This window comes from Shewanella sp. Pdp11 (assembly GCF_002838165.1).
Taxonomy (GTDB): Bacteria; Pseudomonadota; Gammaproteobacteria; order Enterobacterales; family Shewanellaceae; genus Shewanella; species Shewanella hafniensis.
Map to the genome: position 1 here is coordinate 24,417 of NZ_CP015194.1, position 13,735 is coordinate 38,151.

Sequence of the window (13,735 nt, forward strand, 5' to 3'; positions counted from 1 at the left end):
CCAATTTAACGATTGAAGGATTAAAGTTGTGGGGCAATCGTCTTCTTTAACCAATCAGTCAACATTTTGGTTTCGTAGATAAAAGGTTTATCGGTTAAAGATTTAATTCCATCCATAAAGCCCATATCCGACAGTTTTTCATCACCCGCAATAATCACTTTGTCGTTTTCTAACACTTGATAGGAAAAAGTTATACGCGGTGGATAAATGTCTTTAATAATCCGCAAATCATTAGCGGTCGCACCAAAGGTTGGGCGCATATCACCCGCCAGATCAACATCGGTAATGGTCATTTCAAGCTTTTGATTTGGTTTTAAAATCTTCGCGGCTTCTTTGTTAATATTTTCTGTTAACGTCTCAAATAAGCGCTTCTCATAGCGGGATTGGATTTCCCCGGATGATTTGATATCGCGAAAATCCTTAGGACTTTGCCAAACAATTTTAACCACGCCATCTTCAGTGACGGGATTCACAGGCGCTTCGTCGGCTGCCCAAGCCGCACTGCAACTTAATACACCTGCGAGTAAAAGGGACTTAATTTTCATATTTGCCTCCAAGGCCTAGATAACTTTCTGGAAACCACAGTACAAAATCTAACCTGAACTAGAGCTTAACGCAAAACTGATATAAGTACAGCTAACGCAGTGTAAGCTTTTGTATAAATGAGTAAATTTTATAGAACAACCACAATTGACACGTATCTTTTTGTATCGAGGCTGCACTAAGTAAGTGCATAGTTATCAATTTGTGAACATTTTACGCGCATAACCACAAAAAAAACGTTATCCTTCCGCTATTGTTTACATGGCTCACTTAATAAAAATGAAATTCCCCGTTGTACCTGTGTTCATTCTTATCCTGTTTACCTGCGTAGTTAGTGCGATTTGGTTTATCTCCCCGAGTGATAAAAATACCGGCCCTAAAACATGGTCAGCCTTTATCTATAACCATGGCTATGACTCGGGGAAGTATAAAAAAACTGATAACTTTGACAGCTATGAGACCTGCCGCGATTTTGCACGCGAACAATCAGCCTTCTACGACGATGTACCTTGGGAATGTGGTTCTATGTGCCAGTTCGATACTCGCAAGCAAGGATTTCAATGCAAAGAAATGAAAAATGAGCGCTAACTAACCGTTCAGCATAGGTTCAATATTTATACAATAAGCTAAGCCCCTCAAAGCACAACTCGTTTTCTTTACCGTCTAAGGATGCACGATTTAGAACTGACGTGTTAAACGTAATTTTTAATTTGGAGCTTACCTATGAACCTAAAAACAGCTAATTTATCAAAACCTTACTCACATAAAATCGCTTTATTGGCCCTACTAACATTCGGAACTAGCATTAGTCTTTCAAGCCATGCGGTGCCATTGACCATCAGTCAACAACAGGCGGTTAACGCTCATTTTAGCAAATTGGCTCAGGCGCAATATGCGGCTGAAACCCAAATGGCTGAGCAGCTTAAGCAAGATTTTTCTCAGCAATTAACCGCACAGGAACATGAGTTTATGAATGATATCTGCCCTAAATACGGCATGACATTCGATGTGACAACCAATGCCTGTTTACGCTCATAAGCGATTGCAAGATTAAAATGGAAAACGGGCGCTGAGCTCAGGGTATTGCAGCTTTAAATCCTTGGGCTTAGTACTAAATTTTTTCCCCGCGGGCGTCGCCTTGCCCGATGGCATAAAGGGCAGTTCCTCACCGGTTCTATCTTCGTATAATTGCCCTGCAATAAGATCGTATTCATCCACAAAGGGATAAGCATAGGCATCTCGCTCTGGCCAAGCGACTAAACGCGCTAAAGTGTCAGGCTGATTAACCACACCATCGTAGATTTCTTTGCCGAGTGAAATCAAAAAACACCTGAATTCGGCAAAGGCATATTCAGAATCACAGCCCGTAATAATGTAAGCCGCGCCCCAAACCGACCACAAATAGCTCCGGCGCATCTGCTGACCAAAGATTTTATCGAAGGCTTTTAACTCTTCATTACTCAGTTCGGCGAGTTTCTGCTTCAGTGCTTGAGCCAAAGACTCCTGTGATTGCGCCGCTTCCGTACGCGTGACTAAACTCCAAAACTCAACTTCTGTCATAAACTTCACCTAATAGAATAAGCCTTTCGCAAAAGGCTTATTCTACACGATATTAAGGTTATGCTGGACTCGGATTAGGGCATTTCCTACACTTGCTCATCTTCTTCGCTACCTGTCTACATATCCATCTATGCCTAAACGTCTTATGCTACTGATCTCTTTATATTGCCTCTTCAGCATTGCCGCACTTTTACGGGCTGTGACAACGCAATCCTTTGATGTATTCACCCTAGGCGTCATCCCCGTGCTCGTTGGCATAATGATGCGCACGCCGTGGTCGAGCTTAGTATTGAAGATTTATATTGGCATGCAAACCTTAGGATTTTCAGCCCTAGGCATGACAGCGATTATTGCCTACCGTATTACACCTGAAGATGTAAAAGTGGTTGTTTCTGGCCACAATATTCCTATGTTGCCGCTGACGATAAGCATTATTGTCATTTTACTCTTGCAGTATTGGATCGCATTTTCTAAGGTCACGAGTCATTATTTAACCCGTCAAACACGGTAATGGACATTTGTTGCTAAGCTGTTACTAATAGCGTAGCTTAGCGACCCAATAAAATACTTGCGACTCTTAACTTGAAGTAGACTATGAGCCATTTATCGCCCAGTGAACTATCCATTCTTTTGGTAGAACCTTCAGATATCCAGCGTCGAATAATTATTCAGCGCTTGCAACAGGAAGGTATTCTCAGCATTCAAACTGCAGAAAATATCGAAGCGGCTAAAGATATTATTGCTCGCCACAAACCCGATCTTATCGCCAGCGCCATGCATTTTGATGATGGCACCGCCATTGATCTTTTGGGTTACCTAAGGGCTAGCGCGGACTGCAAAGATATTCAATTTATGCTGGTCTCGAGTGAGTGTCGCCGTGAGCAACTTGAGATATTCCGCCAATCGGGTGTGGTCGCTATCCTGCCTAAGCCCTTCAGTGCCGACCATTTAGCCACAGCCTTAAATGCCACTATCGATCTGCTCAGCCACGATGAACTCGACCTCAGTAACTTCGATGTGCAAGATGTGCGCGTATTAGTGGTCGATGATAGCCGTATGGCAAGAAATGTCATTAAACGTACGATTGGTAACTTAGGGATGAAGCTGATTACCGAGGCCGAAGATGGTGCACAGGCCATAGCGTTGATGAAAAACAATATGTTCGACTTAGTCATCACTGACTACAATATGCCCAGCGTAGATGGTCTTGCGCTGACTCAATATATTCGCAGCGAAAGCCAGCAATCGCACATTCCCATCTTGATGGTATCTTCCGAAGCCAACGATACCCACCTCAGCAATGTGTCCCAAGCGGGGGTGAATGCCTTATGCGACAAGCCCTTTGAACCCAAATTGGTTAAAAAATTACTCTATCAACTGTTAGAAGAATGAAACCAGAATAAAACTTAAGTCACGAACTGAGTAAATATTCTGCGCTTTACCGAACATCCTGCGGCAGCTTAGACGCAAAAGGCTTTCCAAGCGCTGAACCTTATGGCATGTTAGGCACGCTTATTTCAAATAAATCTACGGAAAGAAGAGACAATAAAAATGAACAAAACTGAACTTATCGCCAAAATTGCAGAAAATGCCGATCTAACGAAAGTAGAAGCCGCACGCGCATTGAAGTCTTTTGAAGCAGCCATTACCGAATCAATGAAAAATGGTGACAAAATCTCCATCGTAGGCTTCGGTTCGTTTGAAACTGCGACTCGTGCTGCTCGCACTGGCCGTAACCCACAAACGGGTAAAGAAATTCAAATCGCTGAAGCGACTGTGCCTAAGTTTAAAGCGGGTAAAACCCTACGCGACAGCGTAAACTAAGCGAGAAAATTCAAAACAACGCCTCCATTGTGAGGCGTTTTTTTTTGCTTTCTTCCAGTGAAACCCTGAATATTTTTTGCACAACAAGAGTGCGCCTCTGCCCCATAAGCTGGCAAATAAAAACATTTCATTAACACTTGATATTCTAATGTATTGTTTTACATATGATTGTAATAGTGGCATGTGATTAGCAAATCCCTTCTTAGAAAAAACCAAGATGCACTAATGACCACTGCTTACTTAAGTGCGCCAATGGTGAATCGATAAATAAGTCAATCGAGGGGATGAGCATGAAGAAATCACTGTATAGCGTTTTGGCCTTATCGACGGGAATGTTACTGGCTGGCAATGCCTTTGCAGCCGTATCAGGCAACATTGGTGGTACCTCTAATTACCTATGGCGCGGTGCGACCCAAACTAAAGATGCGGTCGCAATCCAAGGTGGGATTGACTACAGCCATGATTCTGGATTTTATGCCGGCACTTGGGCATCGAATGTGGATTTTGGTGACGATACGAGCTACGAGATGGATCTCTACGCGGGTTATGGTGGCAATATTACCGAAGACATCAGTTACGACTTTGGCTACCTCTACTACGCCTACCCAGACGCTCCTGGCAGCATTGATTTTGGTGAACTCCATGCTGCAGTGACTTGGAAGTGGCTTGAACTGGGTTACTCCCATGTCATCAATGCCGGTGACGATGTCGCCGCCGATCCGTTAGATAATAAAGATCTCAGCTATCTTGCCGCGACTGTCTCTGTGCCTCTCACTGAAAAACTTAGCTTATCAGTGCACTATGGCTACTCAAGCGGTGATGTTGTGCAATCTTGGTTTGGCGAAGATAACTATGCCGACTATAACGTCACACTCAGTGCAGATACCAGCATGGGCACAGTGTCGTTCATGGTTTCTGATACCGATCTCACCGATGATGATGCCAAACTGGTACTCGGCTATTCCTACAGCTTTGATCTCTAAGATCTAACATTTAGGATCTTACGTCTAAGCTCTAAGCATAAAAAACGCCACCTTAAACGGTGGCGTTTTTTTAGCGTAATCAACTATTAGGCAATAATAGGTCTATTGGTTTTACGGGCAGCGACCATTTTCTCGATATATTCAACAATAGGCTCAGTCACTGAAATCCCTGTGGTTTGTTCAATCCCTTCAATGCCTGGCGCCGAATTCACCTCAAGGATCAAAGGACCACGATTAGAGCGTAAAATATCCACCCCAGCGACCACCAATCCCATCGCTTTCACCGCCGCAATCGCCATTTTACGTTCCACTGCAGTGATTTTAACCACCTCACCACAGCCACCCAAATGCAGATTAGAACGAAAATCCCCCTCGGGTCCTTGGCGCTTCATAGAGGCGATGACCTTGTCACCGACAACAAAACAACGAATATCACTGCCATTGGATTCTTTAATGTATTCCTGCACTAAGATATTCGCTTTCAGCCCCAAGAATGCTTCTATCACGCTCTCAGCAGCCGTTTTCGTCTCAGCTAATACCACGCCAATCCCTTGAGTACCTTCGAGTAACTTAATGACTAACGGAGCGCCGCCCACCATATTGATGAGGTCGGGGATATCATTTGGCTTATTGGCAAAGCCTGTCACAGGCATACCAATCCCTTTGCGGGAGAGTAATTGCAGCGCCCGTAATTTGTCCCGAGAACGCGCAATGGAGATCGAATCATTCGCGGCATACACGCCCATCATTTCGAACTGACGTACAACGGCACAACCATAAAAAGTCACGCTGGCATGAATACGCGGGATGATGGCATCAAAACCAACTAATTCAGTGCCTTCATAATGAATGCTAGGTTTAATGGAATTAATATTCATGTAGCAGTTCAGCGTATTGATCACGACCGCTTCATGTCCGCGGCTTTGACAAGCCTCCACTAAACGTTGTGTCGAATACAACTGGGGGAATTGGGATAAAATACCTATTTTCATTGCTGAGTGACCAACTTAAGCATGAGTGAATAAACCGTTCTGCAGCACTAAAAGCACAGCGACAGAAAAAGGGGCTGATATTTGTCTATTGCTCAGTGTAAAGCAAGAAAATATTCCTCACCAGACGAAATCACTATGCTATTGAAATAGTTCGAGACCTCTCACACAGGGAGCTGAGTTTGGGTTAATAGTGGCAGAATATACTTGGCCTCAAACGCCGCGGTATCTAAGGGACGTGAAAATAAATACCCTTGTAAAACAGTGCAATGGCGCGCAGTACAAAACTCTGCTTGCTCAACGGTTTCTACTCCCTCCGCCACAGAAATAACATTAAACCCATAGGCAAAGTTGAGTAAAGCAGCGAGCAATCGGGTGTCTTTTTCATCTTTGTCGTAGGAAGCGACAAAGCTTTTATCGATTTTCAGCACGCTGATCGGAAACAGTTTGATGTGTTCTAATGACGAAAAACCCGTCCCGAAATCATCGAGGGCAAAACGCACCCCTAATCCGGCGATTCTATCGAGCACTTTGGCATGTTCATGGGGATCTTCAATAAGGCAATTCTCTGTAATTTCAAGCTCTAATGCTCCAGCAGGCAAGCCTGTCTTAGTCAATATATGCACTATTTTATCGAACAGGTTCTCATTGCCTATTTGAGAGGCGGAGAGGTTAACTGCAATAGTAAATTCTTGGCCTAAAGGCTGTAACTGGGATAACCAAATCTGAGCTTGGGTGCAGGCTTGTTCAAGCACCCAATCATCAATGTCATCCATTAAGCCAATTTCGTCAGCAATAGGTAAAAATTGATCGGGGGCGATAATGCCATCCACTGGATGCTGCCATCGGATAAGGGCTTCCATCCCCACCAACTGATGGGTTTTCGCATTAACCTGTGCCTGATAATGGACCTTAAACTCATGTCTTTTTAAGGCCATACGCAAACTTGACTCGATATGATTACGGTAGCGCACCTCTTTATCTAAGGCTTCCGAATAAAACTGTATCTGATTTCGGCCCATCTTTTTAGCGCGATACATGGCGATATCGGCGCATTTCATCAATTCAGAACTATTCGAAGCCGCTTCATTATAAAAAGCCACACCGATACTGGCACCAATAAGCACGTCGTTATCACCGAGACAAAACACGTCCTCAAAGACTTTTAGCAGTCGATTGGCCACTATCATGGGGAAATATTTATAATCGTTATCCGTCACCAGTACGACAAATTCGTCCCCGCCTAAGCGGGCAATAATATCGCCATCGCGCAGCACTTCACTTAATCTGGCCGCCACTTGAACTAACAGCACATCACCAGTTTGGTGGCCTAAAGTGTCATTGATCGCTTTAAAATCATCGAGATCGAGTAAGATAACGGCTAAATAATCGTGGCAACGTTTCGCCCTTGCGATCGCTCGATTCAGACACAGTTCAAAGCCATAACGATTAACCAACTTAGTGAGCGAGTCGTGCTCGGCCAGCTCTTTGAGTTTTTGATGGCTATTACGTAACGCCAATGCCATTGAAGATCTTTGTTTTGCGTAGCGAATCGCACGGGTTAGTATCCGCGAATTAACCTCATCCTTGAGCAGAAAATCCTGCGCACCTAATTCAATACAGCGCTGGGCCAGTTTCTCATCTTCATAGCGACTCAGCATCACGACCACAGTCTGGTCTTGCGTCATGGCATTGAGCTTAATCAACACTTCTAACCCATTGGCATCTGGCAATAAATAATCCAATAGAATGCCATCGAAATGGCGTTCTAAAGCAAGATTTAACCCATCAAATGCACAATTTGCTTCGATCACATTAAACGTCAATTTTGACTGTCTAAGTGCTCGGATAATTGCCGTTCTATCGACTTCATCATCATCGATCAGTAGTAAATCCATATACTCACCTTATGCGGATGGGAGCTCGACTATTCGCCAGTAACCTTCAAGCATGTTAAAAATATTGTTAAAACCGTCTTTTATGTCAGTTTTAACCATGTAGCCAGCCACATGATGACTATAGGCCTTCATTCTATCTTCATCGGTACTCGACGTCGTGAGCATAAAAACGACAGATGATGAGAGAGATGGGTCTGAACGTATTTGCTCAAGAAACTCAAAGCCATTCATTCTTGGCATATTAAGGTCGAGTAAAATTAGATACGGGCCTTTAATTGTGTCTAAGCTGGTGAGAATTGCGAGTGCCTCAATGCCATCCCGTGCGCGCACTAAAGGATTGAGTAACCTAAGCTGTCTCATCGCCCGCTGCACGGCCATGTAATCCACATCATCGTCATCAACTAATAAAATAGTGACCTGTTGATATTGATCTGCTGCTCTCATAAAAGCTCCTTTTTCACTATGTGCTTAGGCCAAGTAAAGTAAAAACAACAGCCTCTACCCTGCGATTTGAGTTGAATATTACCGCCTAAACTTTCAACTGTTTTCTTCACAAGTGATAAACCTAAACCACTGCCTTCGACTTCATCTCTAGGTTTAAGTGTTTGAAACATTTCGAAGACTTTATTCTGATAGGCACTCGAAATACCTGGCCCATCATCCAACACACTAAATAGATAATGTTTACTTGTACTCTCACATAAAACGGTAATGACACCTGTACCTAAGTCATGGTGCTTAATGGCATTACTGATTAAATTTCGTATCACTAATTCCAACAAGGCGCGTACGGTATGGAAGTTCGGAAACTCCCCTTTTAGGACTAATTCAAACCCCTGTGGTGGCGCAACGAGCGCAAACATATCTTCAACCAGTTGCCGACTGTTGACCTCAGTGGTTTCTGTATCGACACGGCCAATACGGGAGAACATCAATAGCCCATCGAGCAATAACACCATGCGGTGAATACGGCTTTGGATCAGCCCGAGATATTTCTGCACATTTTCATTGGTGTTATCGGATAAATCTTCTGTTAGCCAAGAGGTTAACTGCTCGATACCCCGTAACGGGGATTTCAAATCATGGGAAGCGATATAGGCAAAACGGTCGAGTTCTTGATTGATGCGCTCAAGCTCTTGCATGTGTTCTGCACGCTGAACTTCAATGCGCTTACGTTCAGACACATTATTAATTGTCGCAAGAATGAAAATACCATTACTGAAATGAATGGGCGTCAAACCCACTTCTATTGCGAGTAAGCTGCCATCCTTGCAACAGCCAAATAAGTCATCGCGCATCGACATATTCTTCGCAATCGGCTGCACTAAATAATGATTCATGTGCTGCTGATGCGCATCTCTCAGCACGTCTGGCAATAACATATTGATAGAACGGCCGAGTAACTCATCTCTGGCATAACCAAATAAGCGTTCGGCATGGGTGTTTACCAATGTAATAATTCCAGCCTTATCCACCATAAACAGTGCGCTTGGAGACGCTTCAATGACGAGTCTAAAGCGTTTTTCATTCGCGATGAGCTCGGAGGTAAGTAATGACTCTTTATATCGATTGCGCGCCATGATTAGCACTGAATAAAACAGCGCCAAAATAAAAGCGCTACCGATAAATTGTAGCCAGATACCCTGGGTTTCTTCTGATCTTGAAATAAAACGCGATTGTGACGAAATGTCTAAGCGCCACTGCTGGCCGCCTATCAAGTCAGTCTGTGACTGATAAAACACATCTTTTTGATTTGGCAGTACTTTACTGCTAGTGAACATTAAACTGTCGGCATTTGCCTGCGGGTTTTCATAAATAGCAAGTTTCAAACCTGAGAATCGATCTCCCATAATCCCTTGCATGAGGTCGTCCATCCTAAACGCCGCATACACGAGTCCAATCGCCTGTTGTTTCCGTTCAGCCTCCGTTGCCACCGTTCCTTGATAAATGGGTAAATACATCAAGAAACCCGCTTGAGCATCTTCGGGCGTATCTTGAACTAAGGCCACCTTGCCTGAGATAGTTGGCTGGCCAGTGCTAATGGCGTGATCTATGGCTTTGCGTCGATTAGCCTCGGAACACATGTCATAACCAAAGGCTCTTTGATTGCGCCAATCAAAAGGCTCTAAATACAAGATCACGCAATACTGATCACGTACGCCTTCTGGGTATACTTTATAATCTTTAAAGCCTTCGGCCTGAACGTGTTGGACATGGTTATCTAATGTGTCAGGCTTAAGTAACTGAGCATAGCCAAAGCCTTGAAAACCTGGGTAATACTCAGATAAATGCGCATTGACAACATAGGTTTGCCACTCCTTTCGGGTCACATCATTTGAAGATAATAACAAGCCAACACCACCGCGTAAGACTTGCTCATAGGCAAGCATTCTGCGATTCACCGCTTCGGTTAACTCTTGCACACTGTTTTCGAAACGCTCTTCACCCCTATCTCTAAGATATTGCTCCAGCACATACCAGGAAATGCCCATGAAAAGTAAAGCAGCGATAATCATCAGCCAGCTAGAGCTCAGCACGCTAAAATAGATATTATTTGATGGGCTATGCAGTTTAGAAAACTCATCCTTGTCCATTTGAGCCAATTCCCTAGCAAACTATCAGCAATAAACACAGTTACAAGTGTTGTTGTAAATATGTCTAAATTCAAGTTTATCCTACTATTTAACTCGGAATTAACCCGAATATATCGATGACACTGTTGTGCTCTCAATCACAAAATAAGCAAGAACTGAATTAATCAAATATCCAATTGTAGCTTCAGGCTTAAGCCAAACAGCGGCAAGCTGAATCATCCGGCACACGGGAAGAATTTTTCACCCTGACTCACAAAATTATTTGCTTTTCTACCCTACTCTTTTTAGTTAGAAAGTCGTTAGGAACAACAAGAGGAATTCGTTATGGCTCATATTACTGAAGTCGTGCCCAACGATACTGAACTTGAGGCAATGACCACACCGAGAAACAGCAAAGCTGCCGAGGCAATGCAACATAGACGTGAAGTCAAAAAGCGTTTAGAAGACTACCTCGAACGGGCGGAGTTAAAGCGTGCATTAGGAGATGACGATTTTTTCTAGCCTATTTGATCTCAGTATCTAGTGGGCAAAATTAGGGGTGATGCTGCGTTAAATCGCAGATTGTTCATCTAGAACTCATACAGTTCGTGTCCACTCAGACCTAATATCTCACCCAGCCCTCAGTGCTGGGTGTGACCTTGTTTAGCCCTCTTAATCACCACCTTCAAAGCTACATCATCCTTGTCACTTTTTACCGCTTTTATAGGCTTGCGTTTTTATCAGCAACCATTCGGCCTTAGCACCTAAGTAAACGTAAGCACCTAATCCCACGAGTAAACCAACTACGGCTAACATCATCCAAATCGCGGGTTCAATATATTGTTTCTCACCGAGTGACGCCTTGAACATAGTCAATAACGCCTCAATGGAAATGGCAATAAGGATGGTAGACACAAACCGTGTAATGGTTCGCCGCGTTGAGCTGTGGCGAAAGATATCCTTATGCATTAGCACTTCTTCTTCGAGAATGGTTTTCCCGAGATCAAAAATCGCTAAAGCTAACGTCATAAAAATAATGATCCCAAAAGGTTGCAGCGGATCTTGGCCAATTCGCTCGACCGTAAAGAGTCCGTAAATATCCCGCAATGCGGTCCAGAGTAATACAGTAACCAGCACAAACAACCCTGCCACTATCACGCCATAAACCGCTTTAAATGCTGGCGTTACGCGCCGCCGTGCACTGTCGCCCATCATAAATTCAATCAAACGGGTCAAGTCCACATCCACCACTAAATAACCCAGTTTTTGCTCCTGTTGATAAATCGCTAAAGAGGCGGAGAGGCATAAATTACCACTGGCATTGGATAAATAGGGACGTGTAATGTTGACGCCATCGGACTCATCACGATTAATGAAATAGGGTCGTTGGCTGCGATCACGATTGCCACCTAACGGAATTAACTCAATTTGGTGGTCTACCACGGCGATATTCTGACTTATCTGCAAGCCTTGGCTATCGAGTAAATACATCAGCTCGACAAAGGGATAGCTCTTCGCGATTCCTTTCATCGCTTTGACATCGACCTTAGGTTGTTTAAATAACTCGGCGTCGGCAATCCCAGTTAAAATCGATTCCATCAGTTCATGCACTGTGGCTTCGTATTCGTGATACCGCTCGATCACACTCAAATAACTCATCGCTGCCATGTTTAACTCCAATCAACCGATTTCTAAGTACAGTACAAAGCAGCTTTAATGCCATATCAATAAAACAATATTAAACAGATAGTTACTAATTTATATCCAATGCACACAGCGCTAAAATAGTCACAGGTGCACCAAAATGATTCACAAAACCGATAACAGTTAATTTATGTAATCGGTATATTTCCTCAGCTAGTCTGCGAATCAATATGAATAAATGAGGTTTAAGGCTATGATTAGCCACATCTCTCTCGCTGAAATTACCTGCAGGATATACGGGAATGTCTGAGTCGTTAGCCCAATATCAACAAGATCTACGCCGTTTTTCCGATGAATTAATTCGCATCCAAACGCCAATAAAAATCTTAGATGCCATCAAATGGCCGCGGGAAATGGAGGAGCGTTTTCTCTCAAATAAGGGCACTGTACTACCGGCTATCAAGCAAGAGTTCTATCAAAACATTGCCTTACCTTTTGACCCAGTCAAAACCCAAGCAGAACTCGCCTCCCTCAAACAGGATATCCATAGACGTTTAGGTAAACGGGATAAACTCGGCAAGATATTAGTGGCCAACGTCGATCAATATCGCCTTGTAGTTGATATGTTAGGAAATAGAGGTACGCCAACCTTCGGTAAATTAAGCCAAGAATTATACGGTAGTGCTAGCCATAAACTGCATGGAGATCGCCATACGCTGCGCCAGTTAGGCGATAAGCTCAGCTACATTTTCTCGCTGCCTGCGGCGAGACACATGAATAAACATCATCCTAAGATTATTAGCGCACCTGAAGCGGTCCACGTGCTTAGTCAACGTTTAGAAAAGTACTTCCATAGCGATGATATGCGCGTGCGCCTCAGTGACGGTATCGTTTCTGACGCTGCTGTGGGTGGCGATACCGTTAAGCTCAATAGCAGAGCCATGTTTAGCGAATCCGATCTCAATGTATACGAAGTTCACGAAGGTTGGGTACATGTTGGCACTACGCTTAATGGCCGAGCCCAACCCCACGCCACTTGGCTCAGTGTCGGTTCGCCGCGGGTAGCCGCGACTCAAGAGGGTTTAGCTGTTTTACTGGAAATGCTAACCCTCAGTTCAAATCCAGGGCGAGCTCGACGCATCAGCGACCGTGTCGCCGCGGTCGACATGGCGGAAAATGGCGCCGACTTTATTGAAGTATTCAATTATTTCAGAGGATTAAACCTGAGCGCGACCGACAGTTACCGCGTCACCCAAAGGGTTTTCCGTGGAGGTATGGTGGAAGGCGGCAGCTTCTTCACTAAGGATATTTCCTATGTGCGCGGTTATGTGGAAAACATTAACTTTATCCGCAGCGCTATCACCTCGGGCCTTCCCGAACTTATCCCTATGTTGTTCCTCGGTAAATTGGCGATCGAAGATATCCCAGTGTTATACCAAGCTTGCCAAGAGGGCATACTGACGACACCGAAATATTTACCGCCCATGTTCGATAACTTTAGCGGTCTTTATGCTTGGTTTGGCTTCGCCTCAGGCTTAGCAGGAATCGATTTGAAAGGCGTACAACGTCACTTCACACGCCTGTTTAAAGATGTACCTAACGTCGCTCCAGCCTTTGAGTTACTCGATGATACTGAGTTCGACAACAACTCAGATTAATACGGCAATATTATTGATTTAAATAAAAAAGCTCACAATCATGTGAGCTTCTTTTATTCTAAC

At 43.9% G+C, this 13,735-nt stretch carries 15 protein-coding genes; 8 read left to right on the forward strand and 7 right to left on the reverse strand.

What is annotated here, in order from left to right; translation table 11 throughout:
- Positions 1-20: 20 nt before the first annotated feature.
- Entirely contained in the window at positions 21-545 is a 525-nt protein-coding gene (locus tag AYJ58_RS00130; RefSeq protein WP_006084240.1) for a DUF3016 domain-containing protein, read from the reverse strand.
- 277 nt (positions 546-822) lie between these two features.
- On the opposite strand from AYJ58_RS00130, the gene AYJ58_RS00135 reads away from it, so the two are divergent.
- Positions 823-1,131: a hypothetical protein gene (locus tag AYJ58_RS00135; RefSeq protein WP_012090285.1), complete on the forward strand. Its 309-nt coding sequence runs from the start codon at positions 823-825 to the stop codon at positions 1,129-1,131.
- Positions 1,132-1,266: 135 nt separating this feature from the next.
- Complete coding sequence (locus tag AYJ58_RS00140) at positions 1,267-1,581, forward strand: hypothetical protein (RefSeq protein WP_106648233.1); 315 nt, start codon at positions 1,267-1,269, stop codon at positions 1,579-1,581.
- Positions 1,582-1,593: 12 nt separating this feature from the next.
- Here the strand turns inward: AYJ58_RS00140 and AYJ58_RS00145 are convergent, their stop codons facing one another.
- Entirely contained in the window at positions 1,594-2,103 is a 510-nt protein-coding gene (locus AYJ58_RS00145) for a DUF4240 domain-containing protein (RefSeq protein WP_106648234.1), read from the reverse strand.
- Between the two features lie 130 nt (positions 2,104-2,233).
- On the opposite strand from AYJ58_RS00145, the gene AYJ58_RS00150 reads away from it, so the two are divergent.
- The 4 genes from AYJ58_RS00150 to AYJ58_RS00165 all read left to right on the forward strand — a co-directional run bounded on the left by AYJ58_RS00150 (position 2,234) and on the right by AYJ58_RS00165 (position 4,910).
- A complete protein-coding gene (locus AYJ58_RS00150) occupies positions 2,234-2,614 on the forward strand; it encodes a hypothetical protein (protein ID WP_106648235.1) in 381 nt (126 codons plus the stop codon).
- 83 nt (positions 2,615-2,697) lie between these two features.
- Complete coding sequence (locus tag AYJ58_RS00155; RefSeq protein WP_106648236.1) at positions 2,698-3,495, forward strand: response regulator; 798 nt, start codon at positions 2,698-2,700, stop codon at positions 3,493-3,495.
- Positions 3,496-3,654: 159 nt separating this feature from the next.
- A complete protein-coding gene (locus tag AYJ58_RS00160) occupies positions 3,655-3,927 on the forward strand; it encodes an HU family DNA-binding protein (protein ID WP_006079990.1) in 273 nt (90 codons plus the stop codon).
- Between the two features lie 290 nt (positions 3,928-4,217).
- A complete protein-coding gene (locus AYJ58_RS00165) occupies positions 4,218-4,910 on the forward strand; it encodes a TorF family putative porin (protein WP_106648237.1) in 693 nt (230 codons plus the stop codon).
- A gap of 86 nt (positions 4,911-4,996) precedes the next feature.
- On the opposite strand, the gene rimK is transcribed toward AYJ58_RS00165, so the two are convergent.
- The 4 genes from rimK to AYJ58_RS00185 form a co-directional block, all read right to left on the reverse strand.
- Positions 4,997-5,902, reverse strand: coding sequence for a 30S ribosomal protein S6--L-glutamate ligase (gene rimK, locus AYJ58_RS00170; RefSeq protein ID WP_006079988.1), 906 nt, complete (start codon positions 5,900-5,902; stop codon positions 4,997-4,999).
- Positions 5,903-6,063: 161 nt separating this feature from the next.
- The gene (locus AYJ58_RS00175) at positions 6,064-7,797 is read right to left on the reverse strand and encodes a putative bifunctional diguanylate cyclase/phosphodiesterase (protein WP_106648238.1); all 1,734 of its coding nucleotides are present in this window, start codon (positions 7,795-7,797) and stop codon (positions 6,064-6,066) included.
- A 9-nt stretch (positions 7,798-7,806) separates the two neighbouring features.
- Positions 7,807-8,241: a response regulator gene (locus AYJ58_RS00180; RefSeq protein ID WP_106648239.1), complete on the reverse strand. Its 435-nt coding sequence runs from the start codon at positions 8,239-8,241 to the stop codon at positions 7,807-7,809.
- Positions 8,238-10,391, reverse strand: a complete 2,154-nt coding sequence (locus AYJ58_RS00185) for a CHASE domain-containing sensor histidine kinase (protein WP_106648240.1) — start codon at positions 10,389-10,391, stop codon at positions 8,238-8,240. Before AYJ58_RS00185 ends, AYJ58_RS00180 begins: the two co-directional genes overlap by 4 nt.
- 324 nt (positions 10,392-10,715) lie before the next feature.
- Between AYJ58_RS00185 and AYJ58_RS00190 the strand changes: the two genes are divergently transcribed.
- On the forward strand, positions 10,716-10,892 hold the full coding sequence (locus tag AYJ58_RS00190) for a PA3496 family putative envelope integrity protein (protein ID WP_006079984.1): 177 nt from the start codon (positions 10,716-10,718) through the stop codon (positions 10,890-10,892).
- Positions 10,893-11,075: 183 nt separating this feature from the next.
- Here AYJ58_RS00190 and AYJ58_RS00195 read toward each other — a convergent pair whose 3' ends face one another.
- Positions 11,076-12,038, reverse strand: a complete 963-nt coding sequence (locus AYJ58_RS00195) for a PDC sensor domain-containing protein (RefSeq protein WP_006084247.1) — start codon at positions 12,036-12,038, stop codon at positions 11,076-11,078.
- A 278-nt stretch (positions 12,039-12,316) separates the two neighbouring features.
- Between AYJ58_RS00195 and AYJ58_RS00200 the strand changes: the two genes are divergently transcribed.
- Positions 12,317-13,672 carry a flavohemoglobin expression-modulating QEGLA motif protein gene (locus tag AYJ58_RS00200; protein ID WP_106648241.1) on the forward strand — a complete coding sequence of 452 codons (1,356 nt, stop codon included), beginning with the start codon at positions 12,317-12,319 and terminating at the stop codon, positions 13,670-13,672.
- Positions 13,673-13,735 lie beyond the last annotated feature (63 nt).

Bases quoted from the DNA above. Each gene is read 5' to 3' on its own strand.
- AYJ58_RS00185 (WP_106648240.1), bottom strand. From the start codon at position 10,391: ATGGACAAGGATGAGTTTTCTAAACTGCATAGCCCATCAAATAATATC.
- AYJ58_RS00175 (WP_106648238.1), bottom strand. From the start codon at position 7,797: ATGGATTTACTACTGATCGATGATGATGAAGTCGATAGAACGGCAATT.
- AYJ58_RS00130 (WP_006084240.1), bottom strand. From the start codon at position 545: ATGAAAATTAAGTCCCTTTTACTCGCAGGTGTATTAAGTTGCAGTGCG.
- AYJ58_RS00150 (WP_106648235.1), top strand. From the start codon at position 2,234: ATGCCTAAACGTCTTATGCTACTGATCTCTTTATATTGCCTCTTCAGC.
- AYJ58_RS00200 (WP_106648241.1), top strand. From the start codon at position 12,317: ATGTCTGAGTCGTTAGCCCAATATCAACAAGATCTACGCCGTTTTTCC.
- AYJ58_RS00190 (WP_006079984.1), top strand. From the start codon at position 10,716: ATGGCTCATATTACTGAAGTCGTGCCCAACGATACTGAACTTGAGGCA.
- rimK (WP_006079988.1), bottom strand. From the start codon at position 5,902: ATGAAAATAGGTATTTTATCCCAATTCCCCCAGTTGTATTCGACACAA.
- AYJ58_RS00145 (WP_106648234.1), bottom strand. From the start codon at position 2,103: ATGACAGAAGTTGAGTTTTGGAGTTTAGTCACGCGTACGGAAGCGGCG.
- AYJ58_RS00135 (WP_012090285.1), top strand. From the start codon at position 823: ATGAAATTCCCCGTTGTACCTGTGTTCATTCTTATCCTGTTTACCTGC.
- AYJ58_RS00180 (WP_106648239.1), bottom strand. From the start codon at position 8,241: ATGAGAGCAGCAGATCAATATCAACAGGTCACTATTTTATTAGTTGAT.
- AYJ58_RS00195 (WP_006084247.1), bottom strand. From the start codon at position 12,038: ATGGCAGCGATGAGTTATTTGAGTGTGATCGAGCGGTATCACGAATAC.
- AYJ58_RS00165 (WP_106648237.1), top strand. From the start codon at position 4,218: ATGAAGAAATCACTGTATAGCGTTTTGGCCTTATCGACGGGAATGTTA.
- AYJ58_RS00155 (WP_106648236.1), top strand. From the start codon at position 2,698: ATGAGCCATTTATCGCCCAGTGAACTATCCATTCTTTTGGTAGAACCT.
- AYJ58_RS00160 (WP_006079990.1), top strand. From the start codon at position 3,655: ATGAACAAAACTGAACTTATCGCCAAAATTGCAGAAAATGCCGATCTA.
- AYJ58_RS00140 (WP_106648233.1), top strand. From the start codon at position 1,267: ATGAACCTAAAAACAGCTAATTTATCAAAACCTTACTCACATAAAATC.